The 13919-nt window shown below is 27.6% G+C and carries 12 protein-coding genes; all 12 read left to right on the top strand.

Features of this window, described 5'->3' with window-relative positions; all coding sequences use genetic code 11:
• Positions 1-33 precede the first annotated feature (33 nt).
• The 12 genes from ACFYH6_RS14030 to asnB all read left to right on the top strand — a co-directional run bounded on the left by ACFYH6_RS14030 (position 34) and on the right by asnB (position 13887).
• A complete protein-coding gene (locus ACFYH6_RS14030) occupies positions 34-423 on the top strand; it encodes a DUF956 family protein (protein WP_316344093.1) in 390 nt (129 codons plus the stop codon).
• A gap of 311 nt (positions 424-734) precedes the next feature.
• The gene (locus tag ACFYH6_RS14025; protein ID WP_316344094.1) at positions 735-1058 is read left to right on the top strand and encodes a metalloregulator ArsR/SmtB family transcription factor; all 324 of its coding nucleotides are present in this window, start codon (positions 735-737) and stop codon (positions 1056-1058) included.
• A gap of 19 nt (positions 1059-1077) precedes the next feature.
• Positions 1078-2415: an MATE family efflux transporter gene (locus ACFYH6_RS14020; RefSeq protein WP_416178318.1), complete on the top strand. Its 1338-nt coding sequence runs from the start codon at positions 1078-1080 to the stop codon at positions 2413-2415.
• Entirely contained in the window at positions 2390-4708 is a 2319-nt protein-coding gene (gene gshAB / locus ACFYH6_RS14015; RefSeq protein ID WP_416178319.1) for a bifunctional glutamate--cysteine ligase GshA/glutathione synthetase GshB, read from the top strand. The genes ACFYH6_RS14020 and gshAB overlap by 26 nt, the downstream gene beginning before the upstream one ends.
• Before the next feature lie 176 nt (positions 4709-4884).
• Positions 4885-5922 carry a M42 family metallopeptidase gene (locus ACFYH6_RS14010; protein ID WP_416178320.1) on the top strand — a complete coding sequence of 346 codons (1038 nt, stop codon included), beginning with the start codon at positions 4885-4887 and terminating at the stop codon, positions 5920-5922.
• A 133-nt stretch (positions 5923-6055) separates the two neighbouring features.
• Positions 6056-6556 carry a DedA family protein gene (locus ACFYH6_RS14005; protein WP_316345177.1) on the top strand — a complete coding sequence of 167 codons (501 nt, stop codon included), beginning with the start codon at positions 6056-6058 and terminating at the stop codon, positions 6554-6556.
• 65 nt (positions 6557-6621) lie between these two features.
• Positions 6622-8229 carry a multicopper oxidase gene (locus ACFYH6_RS14000; RefSeq protein WP_316345176.1) on the top strand — a complete coding sequence of 536 codons (1608 nt, stop codon included), beginning with the start codon at positions 6622-6624 and terminating at the stop codon, positions 8227-8229.
• A 75-nt stretch (positions 8230-8304) separates the two neighbouring features.
• Positions 8305-8907 (top strand): HAD family hydrolase, encoded by a 603-nt coding sequence (locus ACFYH6_RS13995; protein WP_416178321.1) that lies wholly within the window; start codon positions 8305-8307, stop codon positions 8905-8907.
• A 104-nt stretch (positions 8908-9011) separates the two neighbouring features.
• Positions 9012-10457 carry a DEAD/DEAH box helicase gene (locus ACFYH6_RS13990; protein WP_316345173.1) on the top strand — a complete coding sequence of 482 codons (1446 nt, stop codon included), beginning with the start codon at positions 9012-9014 and terminating at the stop codon, positions 10455-10457.
• Positions 10458-10749: 292 nt separating this feature from the next.
• Positions 10750-11019 carry an ATP cone domain-containing protein gene (locus ACFYH6_RS13985; protein ID WP_416178322.1) on the top strand — a complete coding sequence of 90 codons (270 nt, stop codon included), beginning with the start codon at positions 10750-10752 and terminating at the stop codon, positions 11017-11019.
• Positions 11020-11101: 82 nt separating this feature from the next.
• The gene (gene yidA / locus ACFYH6_RS13980; RefSeq protein ID WP_316344257.1) at positions 11102-11911 is read left to right on the top strand and encodes a sugar-phosphatase; all 810 of its coding nucleotides are present in this window, start codon (positions 11102-11104) and stop codon (positions 11909-11911) included.
• Between the two features lie 137 nt (positions 11912-12048).
• The gene (asnB, locus tag ACFYH6_RS13975; protein ID WP_416178323.1) at positions 12049-13887 is read left to right on the top strand and encodes an asparagine synthase (glutamine-hydrolyzing); all 1839 of its coding nucleotides are present in this window, start codon (positions 12049-12051) and stop codon (positions 13885-13887) included.
• Positions 13888-13919: the final 32 nt, after the last annotated feature.

Raw genomic sequence — 13919 nt, 5'->3', positions numbered from 1 at the left:
CAGCTCCTGAATTTTTATATATGGAGGAGAACCATGGTACAATCATTAAATACAAAAGTTGATTTAACAATTCCAGGAACATCTTACTTAGGAATTGCAAGTTATGGAAAAATTATGGTTGGTGATAAAGCCTTTGAATTTTATAATGATAGAAATGTAGAAGATTATATTCAGATTCCATGGGAGGAAGTTGATTATATTGCAGCCTCTGTTATGTTTGGTGGAAAGTGGATTAGTCGCTTTGCAATATTTACAAAACAAAATGGTCACTTCTCATTTTCTACAAGAGATAACAAAAAGACATTGCGTGCAATTAATGAATATATTGAGTCAAATCGTTTAGTTCGTTCTATTACATTTGGACAAGTTATAAAAAGAGGAATAAAATCTTTGTTTATTAAGGGTAAAAGAGTTAATCAATAGTAATTTTAAATTTATAATCATAAAATAAACTCCAGGTGAAGCTTATGCTATTATTTGGAGTTTAAATTTTATATAATTATTTATACTGTTATACTAGTATAAGTATATATACTACTAAATAATTTTTTGAAAATATCAAATAATATATATTAGGACTACATATACATTAAGTATTATAACCGCAAAAAAGTAAATTTAAAATATATTTATTGACTAAATATAGATAATCATCTATATTTAAATATGGTATATATAGATGATTGTCTATGAATAGTTTATACATAGATAAATATCTATACAAGGAGGCTATAATGAACAAAAATCAAGATGATAACATAAAAATACTAAAAGCATTAGGTGAAATAAATAGATTAAAGATAGTGGATATGCTATCTTCTGGGGAAAAGTGTGCTTGCATAATATTAGAAAGTTTTCATTTTACTCAGCCTACATTATCTCATCATATGAAGGTTTTAATGGATTCTGGAATAGTAAAGTGTAGAAAAGAAGGTACATGGATATATTATAGTTTAGACACAGAGTTATGTGATAAACTTATAAGATTTTTAAATGGTATTTTAACAAGTGATGAAAAATGTATATGTAGTTCAAATTGTATAGATAAAAGTGAATAACTTTGAAAGTGAGAATAAAATGGATAAAGTTGATTTAACTAAGGGGAATGTACTTAAGGTTTTAGTTACCTTAGCATTACCTATAATGGGAAGTTCATTATTACAATTTACATATAATCTAGTAGATATGTTGTGGGTTGGAGGATTAGGGAGTAATGCAGTTGCAAGTATAGGTTCATCTAGCTTTTTTATTGGCCTTGGCTATTCCATCAATGCCTTTGTAGTAATTGGAACAGGAATAAAGGTTGCTCATTCAATTGGACGAAAAGATAATAAAGCTGTGGATGAATATATATCCGCAGGAGTAATATTAAATGCCATTGTAGCAGCAGTATATTCTTTAGTATTAATATTTTGGGGAAAGAATTTTATAGGTTTTTTAAACATAAGGAACGCTACAGTTGAAAGAGAAGCATATATTTATTTAGCTATTAACGCACCAATATTGTTTTTTTCTTTCTTTAATACTTTGTTTATTAGAATATTTAATAGTTTTGGAATAAATAAATCAGCCTTAAATATAAGCGCTATAGGAGTAATAATTAATTTAATTTTAGATCCAATTATGATATATGTTCTAAAACTTGGGGTTATTGGTGCTGCACTTGGGACTTTAATAGCAAATGCAGTAATGTTTATATTTTTTATTAAAAAGTCGCTAAATTTATATAATTTTGACTTTAAAAAAGGATTAAATTATATTAAGCTTAAAGAAATAACTGTTTTAGGACTTCCTATGTCGTTGCAAAGAGTTTTATTTACCATTGTAAATATATTATTAGCCAGAATAGTGGGAAGCTTTGGTGCAGATGCTATTGCAGCACAAAAAATCGGATTACAAATAGAGTCAGTGGTTTATATGGTAGTAGGTGGACTAAATGGTGCAATTGCAGGCTTTGTAGGACAAAATTTTGGAGCAAAAAAATATGATAGAATAAATAAGGGATATAATACAGCTATAGGTATTGGGATTATATATGCTTTATGTGTAAGCTTACTATTTATATTTACTCCAGAAATATTAGTAAGATTATTTATTAGAGAAGATAATACTATATTTATTGCAAGTAATTACTTAAGAATAATAGGATATTCTCAAATTTTTGCTACTATAGAGATGATATCCAATGGTGTTTTTACAGGCTTTGGAGTTCCTAAAATACCAGCTCTTATTAGCATAATATTTACTATTCTTAGAATACCATTAGCACTTATATTAACAAAGTTTTATGATGTTAATGGAATATGGATAGGGATTTCAATTTCCAGCATTTTAAAGGGAATAGTAGCTTATTTAATATATAAATTTAAAATATGGAAGGTGTATAAAAATGTTAGATGTGATTCAGTCACTTAATTATAGAGAAGATTTATTAAAGGGGAACTTTGGATTAGAACGTGAAACATTAAGAGTAGATGGAGAAGGTAAATTAGCTTTAACTAAGCACCCTGAGGTTTTTGAGTGTAAAATTTCACATCCATATATAACTACAGATTTTTCAGAAAGCCAGATAGAACTTATAACTCCAGTATTAAATACTTTAGAGGAGTTACATAGTTTTGTTAATTCTCTTTATGATATTACTGTTTTAGAGTTAAAGGATGAATATCTATGGCCACAATCGATGCCCTGTAGTATCCCAGAAGATAATTTAATTCCAATAGCTGATTATGGTAAATGTAAAAGTGGTGAAGCTGCAAGTGATTATAGAAAGAAATTATTAAAGAAATATGGAGGAAAGAAACAATTAATTTCTGGAATCCATTATAATTTTTCTTTTAATGAAGAATTAATAAAAGACCTATATGAAAAAATGGGAAATGGTGAAACTTATAGAGATTTTAAAGATTCTATTTATTTAAAGGTTGTTAGAAATTACTTAAGATATAGATGGTTATTAATTTATCTTTTAGGTGGAACTACAACTATGCATGAAACATTTGGTGAAAAATGCGTAATTGAATTAGATAAGATATCTAAAGATGGTTTCAGTAATATTGGAGCTGTATCTTATAGAAATAGTGAATGTGGTTATAAAAATCCTATAGATTTATATCCAAATTATAATTCTGTAAAAGAATATGTTGAAAGTGTATATAAATTTATTGATGATAAATTAATTGATAATCATAAAGAACTTTATACACAAATTAGATTAAAAGCCAATGATAATGATAGATTTCTAGAGTCACTTTTAGAAGATGGAATTAATTATATTGAAATGAGAAGTATAGATATTAATCCTTTTAGCAAGGCTGGAATTTCTCTTGATGACTTAAATTTTATTAACTTACTAACTATTTATTTCCTTATAAAGGATGAAAGCTCATATGAAAAGTGGCAAGAAGAAGCTCAAAACAATCAAAATATAATCTCAATGTATGGACAAATGGATGTAGTTTTATATAGAGATGGAGAAACAATAACTAAGAAAGATTGGGCTTTAGATATATTAAATGAAATTAAGGAAATGAATGATAAATTATCTTTAGGCAAGGAAGATATAATTAATTCTATGATAGAAAAAATTATGAATCCTAAATTAACATATGCTTATAGAATATCTGAAATGGTTAAAGAAGAAGGATTTTTAGAAAGTCATTTAAGATTAGCAAAAGAATATAAAGAAGAAGCATATAAAAATAGATTTAAATTAGAAGGCTTTGAGGATTTAGAGCTTTCAACTCAAATATTAATGAAAGAAGCTATGAAAAGAGGAATTAAGGTTGATGTTATTGATAGGGCAGATAACTTTATTTCTTTAAAGAAGGATGATCATATAGAATATGTAAAACAAGCTACTAAAACATCAAAGGATAACTACGTAACAGTTTTAATGATGGAAAATAAGGTAGTAACTAAAAAAATATTAGATGAAAATAAAATAAAGGTACCTAAGGGAGATGAATTCTTTAGTCTGGATGAAGCTATAAGGAAGTCACATAAATACGTAAATAAATCTATTGTAGTAAAACCAAAATCAACTAACTTTGGACTAGGTATTTCAATATTTAAAGAAGGACCGAAATTAGAGGAAATAGAGGAAGCATTTAAATTGGCTTTTGAACATGATAATACTGTATTGGTTGAAGAATTTATTAAGGGTAAGGAGTATAGATTCTTAGTAATTGGTGATGAAGTACCAGGTATTCTTCATAGGGTGCCAGCTAATGTTATAGGTGATGGAAAAAGTAGCATTAGGGAATTAGTAGAGGGAAAAAATAGAAGTTCACTTAGAGGAAAAGGATATAAAACACCTTTAGAAAAAATAAATTTAGATGATAATGCAAAATTATTCTTAAAGCATTTAGGTAAGGACTTCGATTATATTCCAGAAAAAGATGAAGTTGTATATTTAAGAGAAAATTCTAATATAAGTACAGGCGGAGATAGTATAGATTATACAGATATAATACCACAAAGATTTAAGAATATAGCAATTGAATCATCTAAAGCTATAGGAGCTAATATTTGTGGCGTAGATATGATGATAGAAGATTATAGAGATGAGAATTCTAACTATGCTATAATAGAGCTTAACTTTAATCCAGCTATTCATATTCATTCATATCCTTATAAGGGAGAAGAAAGAGACATAGCTAAGGAAATATTAAAATTATTAGGTTTATTAAAAGTAAATAATAACTAGTTATTTATAAATTACACCTGCAAAGGTTAGATATATATCTAGCATTTGCAGGTGTATTTATTATTTTAATTTTTTAAATATTATGGATTATATATGAGAAAATGTAGTAAAATATAGTAAAATAAATGTTACTATTTTAATATTAAAATAGGTAAAATGGAAGGAGATTTACATATATGAATTATAATGTAAATAAAGAATATGTGCTAAACACAGCAAAAAAAATATTACAATTTGATAGTCCAACAGGATTTTGTTTTGATATTATTAAGGTTATTGAAGAAATTGCAACAGGGTTCGGGTATAAATTTGAAACTACAAGAAAGGGATGTGGAGTAATTACTATTCCTGGGGAAAGTAATGAAAAAGTAATAGGCTTATCTGCTCATGTAGATACTTTAGGAGCTATGGTTAGATCTATAACAAATAGTGGTACTTTAAAATTCACCTTATTAGGAGGACCTATACCAGCCACTATGGATAGTGAATATTGCAAAATAAGAACAAGAGAAGGAAAGATATATACTGGAACATTTTTAAGCACTAGTCCAGCTGTTCATGTTTATCCTGATAGTAAGGATAAAAAGCGTGATCCAGAAAATATGGAAGTTAGAATAGATGAAAAAGTTTTATCTAAAAAAGATGTAGAAGATTTAGGAATATGTCCAGGAGACTTTATATTTATTGATCCAAAGACTACTATAACTGAAAGTGGATTTATAAAATCAAGATTTATAGATGATAAGGGCAGCGTATCAGCATTAATGGGTTTAATGGAAGTCTTTAGTAGAGAAAAAATTACACCTAAGTATACGACTAAAATATTTATTTCAACATACGAGGAAGTAGGACATGGATCTTCATATATACCTCAAGATATAACAGAAATGATAGCTGTTGATATGGGATGTATAGGAGATGATTTAAGTTGTACAGAATATGATGTATCTATATGTGCAAAGGATTCTGGCGGCCCATATGATTACAATATGGTAACTGCTTTAGTAAATTTAGCAAAATCAAATAATATTAGATATGCAGTAGATATTTATCCAATGTATGGATCAGATGTTGGAGCAGCTCTTAGAGGCGGTAATGATATAAGGGGAGCACTTATAGGACCTGGAGTTCATGCATCACATGGGATGGAAAGAACTCATTATGAGGCAGTAGAAAATACTATAAAACTACTTATTGCATATTTACTATCATAATATTTAAATATTAGTTTAAAGCCTTAAGGATCCTTTATAAATTATTAATAATTTTAATATTTTATATTAAGGTTATATTAAGAAAGTAGGGGTAAACTAAAGTCATCATAAGATGATTTGGGGTGTGATATAAATGGGTAATATACAAGTAATAATAGAATATTTTGCAAGATATGGCTTAATATTCGTATTTTTAATTATTTTTTTAGAGTATTTAAACTTTCCAGGGCTAGGGGCAGCTATAATAATGCCAGCAATAGGTATAGCTGTTGCAAAATCAGGGGTGAATTTTTTCTTAGCTCTTGGAATATCAATAGTTGCTGGTGAATTAGCTAGTTACGTGCTTTATATAATAGCATATTGGTTTGGGCAACCTATATTAACTAAGATATATAATAGGTTTCCTAAATCAAGAAAGTCTATAGATAAAGTATGTTTATATATGGAGAATTACGGAGATAAGGGTGTATTAATAACAAGATTAATTCCAGCTGTTAGAACTTTAATTCCAGTTGTAGCAGGAATGTTTAGAATGAATATTGTAAAGTTTTCACTTTATTCAATTATAGGTATAGCAATTTGGAATTCAGCACTTATGTATGCGGGATATGCCTTTGGATATTATTTTATTTAATATATAACATATTAATATATTAGTGAATACATTGTTATTATCATATAACTTAAGGAGTGAATTTTGTGAGTTATGATAAAAACACCAAAGAAGAAGATAATAACAAATGTATTCGCATTGATCCATCAGATCCACTGACAATACCTAAATTTGTTGATAAGTTACCAATTCCAATTAGAGCTACTGAAATAGAGCATTCAGATAAAGATGAATATGGTGATTCAAAGTATTATAGAATTATAATGAAAGAAGCTGAACACTTTTTTTCCTGTTATTTTCCACCTACAAAAATTTGGGGATATGATGGTTTATATCCAGGTCCAACTATAGAGTCATATAAGAATATACCAACTTATGTATTGTGGGAAAATCAATTACCCAATAAGCATTTCTTACCTTATGATAGGACATTACATGGAACTGTAGATGATCCAGAGGTTAAGACTGTAGTTCACCTTCATGGAGCTAAAGTAGAAAGTAATAGTGACGGGCATCCAGAAGCTTGGTTTACAAGGGGTTTTAGAATTGTTGGACCAGAATTTAAGAAAAAAGTATACAAATATGAAAACTATCAATCAGGAACAACACTTTGGTATCATGATCATGCTATGGGTCAAACTAGACTAAATGTTTATGCTGGACTTGCAGGGCTTTATATTCTTAGAGATGAATTAGAGGAAAGATTAAATCTTCCTAAAGGAGAATATGAAATTCCTATTATGATACAGGACAAGTCTTTTAAAGAAAATGGAGAACTATTTTATCCAGATAAGCCACCATTTCCAGTAGATGTATTTCCATCAATAGTACCAGGGTTTTTCGGAAATACAATTATAGTAAATGGGAAGATTTGGCCTTTTTTAGATGTAGAGCCAAGAAAATATAGATTTAGAATATTAAATGCTTCAAATAGAAGAGAGTATATTTTAAGGTTATCAAATGGTGAAGATTTTATTCAAATAGGTACAGATGGAGGATTAATTGAATCACCAGTTTCATTATCTAGTTTTAAACTTATGCCAGCAGAAAGAATTGATTTAATTATTGATTTTTCGAAATATAAAGGTCAAAAAATTATTTTAATGAATGATGATACAAATTCACCTAGTCCAGGAACTAATATGATTATGAGATTTAATGTGATAAAAGATTTAGAAGGAAAAGATGATAGTGCAATTCCAGAAATGTTAAGAGTTGATCATGGACCTAATATAGATTCTGTAAGTAAAAGCAGGAGATTAACTTTTGGTGCAAAAACAGATCATTTTGGAAGACCTATGCTTCTTATAGATGAAAAAACATGGAGTGATCCTACAACAGAAAAGGTTGGATTTGATTCAGTAGAAATATGGAATCTAATAAACCCTATGCCAGTAGCACACCCTGTTCATATTCATTTGGTACAATTTAAGCTTCTATGGAGAAGAGCTTTTGATGTTGAAGCTTATAATGATACTGGGAAAATAGTTTTTACAGGAGAAAAGGAACCGCCTAAAGATTATGAAAGAGGTTTTAAAGATACTATAGATTCAGAACCAGGAAAAGTTACTAGAATTATTATGCAGTTCAAAGGCTATGCAGGAAATTATGTTTGGCATTGTCATTTCTTAGAACATGAAGATCATGAAATGATGAGACCTTTGAAGGTATTAGAATATTGCAATCCCAAATAAATAGATATTGATTTTTAGCAGTAGATAAAAGCTAAAAGATATCTACTGCTTTTTATAATTTTCATGGAGGGTATTATGTATAAGAATGTAATTTTTGATTTAGGAAATGTTTTGTTAGATTTTAATCCTAGAGATTATTTAAAAAGCAAAATTTCAGATGAAAAAGTAGATGAAGTTTTTAAAGCTATTTTCAATAGTGAAGAATGGATAATGTTAGATAGAGGTACAATAACTGAAAAAGAAGCAATTAATAATATAATAAATAGAAATAGTATTTACAGAGATGAAATTAATTTAGCCTTTGAAAATTGGTATGATTTATTAAAACCTATAGGAGATACTGTAGAAATATTAAGTTCATTAAAGGAAAAAGGTTATAATATATATTATTTATCAAATTTTCATGAATTAGCTTTTGGAGAAGTAACAAAGAAAAATAAATTTTTTGAGTTGTTTGATGGTGGAGTAGTATCTTATATGGAAAAGCTACTAAAACCTGAATCAGATATTTATAAATTAATTTTAGAAAAATATAATTTAAATCCAAGTGAAACTATTTTTGTTGATGATATGAAAGCAAATATTGAAGGCGCTGATAAATTAGGTATAAAAACTATTTTATTTAAAGGTGCTAAAGAACTAAAAGAAGAATTAAATAATTTTAATATAGAAATATAATTATTTGAACTAAACTTAATTTACTATGACTTACTTGTACATAACATAATACTAAGTTAAAATAAATAAAGTTATTCAATATGTTATAAGAAAGAGGTAAATTAATGAATATAGATAAATTTGAAGATATGGGATTAAGAGAAGAAATTTTAAAAGCTTTAAATAATTTAGGCTTTGAAAAGCCATCAGAAGTTCAAAAGGAAGTAATCCCAGAAATATTAAATAAAAATGATATAGTTGTAAAATCTCAAACAGGTAGTGGTAAAACTGCAAGTTTTGGAATTCCACTTTGTGAGCTTATTAATGAAGAAGAAAATATAGTTAAGGCATTAGTTTTAGTTCCAACAAGGGAATTAGCAATGCAAGTAAAAGAGGATATTTCCAATATAGGAAGATTAAAGAAAATAAGATGTGCAGCCATTTTTGGTAAGCAGCCCTTTAATGATCAAGTTAGAGAATTAAAGCAAAGAGTTCATATAGTTTCTGGAACTCCAGGTAGAGTAATAGATCATATACAAAGAGGGAATTTAGATACAAGTAAAATAGAATATGTAATTATTGATGAAGCTGATAAAATGCTTAATATGGGCTTTGTAGATCAGATAGCTGAAATATTAAATAAGCTACCTAAAAACAAAAATACTGCACTTTTTTCAGCAACAATTCCAAATGAAATAGAAGGATTATACTCAAAGTATATGAGGAATCCAAAAGTTTTAGAGGTCAAATCTAAGGTCTTTAATAGAGAGAAAATAAGTGAAAGATTTATTATTTCTAGCAGGGAAGAAAAATTTAAAACTTTATTAAAGCTACTTTATGCTTATTCAGATGAAAGTTCAATAGTATTTTGCAATACTAAAGATTCTGTAAAGAAATTAAGTTCTTTATTAAGAAAAGAAAAAATCAAAGTTGATGAATTACATGGAGATATGGATCAAAAACAAAGATTAAAGGTTATGGAGAGCTTTAAAAATAAGGAATTTAAGGTGTTAATAGCTACTGATATTGCCGCAAGAGGAATTCATATAAATCATATAACTAATGTATTTAATTATGAAGTTCCTATGGAAAAGGAAAGCTATGTACATAGAATAGGTAGAAGTGGTAGAGGTGAAAAGAATGGTTTAGCCATAACTTTAACTTCTATGGGAGAAAAAAGATTTTTAGAGGATATTGAAGAATATATAGGATACAATATAGAAGAAATAAAGATACCAGCTTATGATGAAGTAATTTCAGGAAGAAAGAATTTCTTTGAAAGCCAAAAGGATGATTATGGACATAATACAGCCAAGAAGAAATCAATACATAGCGAAGTTACTAAAATCTATGTAGGTGCAGGTAAAAAGAAAAAAGTAAGAAATATTGATATACTAGGAGCCTTAAGTAATTTAGAGGAATTAACAGGTGAGGATATTGGTATTATTGATGTACAAGATGGTTTTTCCTTTGTAGATATTTTAAATGGAAAAGGAAATAATTTGTTGAAGAAGTATAAAGAAATAAAAGTAAAAGGTAAGGTTGCAAAACTAAGTAAAGCTAAAAAATAATAACTAGATATGCTCCGTTTATAGCTACAGTACAATTAAACTGTCTACTATAAATGGAGCATTTTATTATTGAGAAATTCAAATACATATTTAATATTCTTGAGTAATAATTTATATATTTGTATAATTATAGAAAAGGGAGTTTTATATTTATTTTATAAATTTAGATTATTTTTTAAAATATAAATAAGGCTTTAGCACATAATACTTATGATGAAGTTTAATAATATATAAAACATATTTTAATAAAATAAATATTTAAGGATAAATATAATATAGGGGAGTGATTAATATGAAAATAATAAAAAAAGATGGGAGACTAGAAGAATTTAATATTAATAAAATAAAAACTAGTATAGAGAATGCAGCAAAAGATAGCGGCTCATTCTTAAACTCATCTGACTTAAAAATACTAGCAGAAAATATCAAAAAGACAATATTACTAATTAGGAAAGATCCTTGTATTACATCAAGTTATGAGGTAACTGGAATTTTATTTTCTGTTCTTGCAAGAGATGGATTTAATAATGTTTTAAAATCCTATATTGAATTTGATAAATAATTATAATAAATAAATAATAAATACAATAACAAATGAATATATGCTATAATCTAATTAAATTTCACATTTACGGAGGATTATAATGTATAAATTAGTAGCTATTGATATGGATGGTACTTTACTTAAGGAAGATAAAACTATATCCGAAAGAACTAAAAAAGCCATTCAATCAGCCAGAGAAAAGGGCGTAACAGTAGTTTTAGCAACAGGTAGACCAATAGAAGGAGTATCAAGATATTTAGAAGAATTAGATATGTATTCAGAAAAGGATTATGTTTTAAGTTACAATGGGGCTTTAATTCAAAAAACAAAAAGTAAGGAAGCTGTTGCCAAGATAGCATTAAAGGGAGAAGATTTACACTATTTAAGAAAGTTAAGTAATGAATTAGGAGTAAATATTCATGCTTTTTCAGAAGAAAAGGGATTAATAACTCCTAAAAATAGCAAATATACAGAGGTGGAAGCTGAAATAAATAATATAGAAATTCATGAAATGAATATAGATAATATTTCAGATGATGAAGTCATTATAAAAATTATGATGATTGATGAGCCAGAGATTTTAGGGCCAGCTATGGAAAAGCTTCCTAAAGAAGTATATGAAAAATATACAGTAGTTAGAAGTACACCTTTCTTCTTAGAATTCTTAAATAAAGAGGTTAATAAGGGTGTTGGAGTTGAAATGCTAGCCAAGTATTTAGGGATAAAAAGAGAAGAAGTCATGACATTAGGTGATGCAGGTAATGATTTACATATGATTGAATATGCAGGATTAGGAGTTGCTATGGCAAATGCTTTTGATGAAGTAAAGGAAGCAGCAGATTATATAACTGATAGTAATGATAATGATGGAGTTGCTAAGGCAATAGAGAAATTTATACTTGAAAAATAATTATTTATATTAGATTTTAAATTTTGAGCTGTTTTAAACAGCTCTTTTTTATATTATTTTTAAGTATTTTTAAATCACTAATATCAAAACATAGTCATATAACTATAAATATAAGCAAAGAAGAAAGAAGGATGATTATGTGTGGAATAACAGGGTTTATTAACTTTAAAAAGAATATAAAAGATGAAAATAATATATTAAAGAATATGACAGATACTTTAATAAATAGAGGCCCTAATTCTGGAGGAATGTACGTTTCTAATAATGTTATGCTAGGACATAGAAGGCTTATAGTAGTTGATCCAGAAGGTGGAGGTCAACCTATGAAAAGGTCTGTTAACGGTAAAGATTATGTTCTTATATATAATGGAGAGTTATATAATACTGAAGACCTTAGAAAAGAATTATTAAAGGATGGTTATAAATTTGAAGGATACTCTGATACAGAGGTATTACTTTTATCATATATAAGATGGGGAATAAACGCTATATCTAAGTTTAATGGAATATTTGCTTTTGCTATTTATGATGAAGAAAAAAGAAGAGTTGTTTTAGCAAGAGATGCTATGGGAGTAAAACCATTATTTTATAGTATAAAGAATAATACTTTTATTTTTGGATCAGAAATAAAAAGTTTATTTAAACATCCTTATGTAGAACCAGTTGTAGATAAAGATGGATTAACAGAATTATTTGCATTGGGACCAGCTGTTATACCTGGAACAACTGTATATAAGGATATTAATGAAGTTAAGCCTGGAGAATATTTAATAGTAGATGAATTTGGATTAAAGAAGGATATGTATTGGGAGCTTAAAGCAGAAGAATTTAATGAAAATGAAGAAGAAGCTATTGAGCATGTAAGAGAACTTCTTACTGATGCTATAAAAAGGCAACTAGTAGGTGATGTACCTCTTTGTACATTTTTATCTGGAGGTTTAGATTCTTCAGTAATTTCTGCAATAGCAGCAGAAGAGTATAAAAAGAAAAATAAGGTATTAACTACTTATTCTATAGATTATGAGGATAATGAAAAGTTCTTTAAATCATCATTGTTTCAACCAACATCAGATCAATATTATGCAGAATATATGTCAAAATATATAGGAAGTGATCATAGAACTGTAGTATTGAATCATACTGATTTAGTTAAAGCGCTAGATGATGCTTTAATTGGTAGAGATTTACCAGGTATGGCTGATGTAGATTCATCTCTTTACTTGTTTTGTAAAGAGGTAAAGAAAGATTTTGTAATAGCACTATCTGGTGAATGTGCTGATGAATTATTTGGAGGTTATCCATGGTTTACTAATGAGGATATGATAAATGCAAATACTTTTCCATGGTCAAGATTTATAGGTGAAAGAAAGGCAATTTTAAGTCCTGAATTAAAAAACTTAAAGATTGAAGAAGTAGCCCAAAGTGCTTATATGGATACATTAAAAGAAGTTCCTCATTTAGATGGAGAAAGCAAATTAGAATATAGGATGAGAGAGTTATTTTACTTGAATTTAAGATGGTTTATGGTAAATTTATTAAATAGAAAAGACAGAATGAGTATGGCAAATAGCTTAGAAGTAAGAGTGCCATTTGCAGATTATAAAATAGTGGAATATGCATTTAATATTCCATCAAATATAAAATTACTTAATGGAAGAGAAAAGGGCTTACTAAGAAAGTCATTAGAAGGAATTTTGCCAGAAGATATTATTTATAGAAAAAAGAGTCCTTATCCCAAAACTCATAATCCAGTTTATACTGATTTAGTTTGTAATATAATGAATGAAGTTATTAATGACAACACTTCACCAATATTAAATCTTATAGATAAAACTAAGGTAAAGGAAATTATTGATACTAAGGGAGCTTCTTATAAAACACCTTGGTATGGACAATTAATGACAGGTCCACAAATGATAGCTTATTTAATTCAAATAAATAATTGGTTAAAGAAATATAATGTTAAGTTAGTATAGAGATTTAATAGGAGGCTGTTTTTACAGTCTCT

The sequence above is a fragment of the Clostridium sp. HCS.1 genome (genome assembly GCF_047900555.1).
Lineage (GTDB): Bacteria > Bacillota > Clostridia > Clostridiales > Clostridiaceae > Clostridium.
This window is presented reverse-complemented; position numbering and strand designations above follow the sequence as displayed.

Bases quoted from the DNA above. Each gene is read 5' to 3' on its own strand.
- ACFYH6_RS14030 (WP_316344093.1), top strand. From the start codon at position 34: ATGGTACAATCATTAAATACAAAAGTTGATTTAACAATTCCAGGAACA.
- ACFYH6_RS14025 (WP_316344094.1), top strand. From the start codon at position 735: ATGAACAAAAATCAAGATGATAACATAAAAATACTAAAAGCATTAGGT.
- ACFYH6_RS14020 (WP_416178318.1), top strand. From the start codon at position 1,078: ATGGATAAAGTTGATTTAACTAAGGGGAATGTACTTAAGGTTTTAGTT.
- gshAB (WP_416178319.1), top strand. From the start codon at position 2,390: ATGTTAGATGTGATTCAGTCACTTAATTATAGAGAAGATTTATTAAAG.
- ACFYH6_RS14010 (WP_416178320.1), top strand. From the start codon at position 4,885: ATGAATTATAATGTAAATAAAGAATATGTGCTAAACACAGCAAAAAAA.
- ACFYH6_RS14005 (WP_316345177.1), top strand. From the start codon at position 6,056: ATGGGTAATATACAAGTAATAATAGAATATTTTGCAAGATATGGCTTA.
- ACFYH6_RS13995 (WP_416178321.1), top strand. From the start codon at position 8,305: ATGTATAAGAATGTAATTTTTGATTTAGGAAATGTTTTGTTAGATTTT.
- ACFYH6_RS13990 (WP_316345173.1), top strand. From the start codon at position 9,012: ATGAATATAGATAAATTTGAAGATATGGGATTAAGAGAAGAAATTTTA.
- ACFYH6_RS13985 (WP_416178322.1), top strand. From the start codon at position 10,750: ATGAAAATAATAAAAAAAGATGGGAGACTAGAAGAATTTAATATTAAT.
- yidA (WP_316344257.1), top strand. From the start codon at position 11,102: ATGTATAAATTAGTAGCTATTGATATGGATGGTACTTTACTTAAGGAA.
- asnB (WP_416178323.1), top strand. From the start codon at position 12,049: ATGTGTGGAATAACAGGGTTTATTAACTTTAAAAAGAATATAAAAGAT.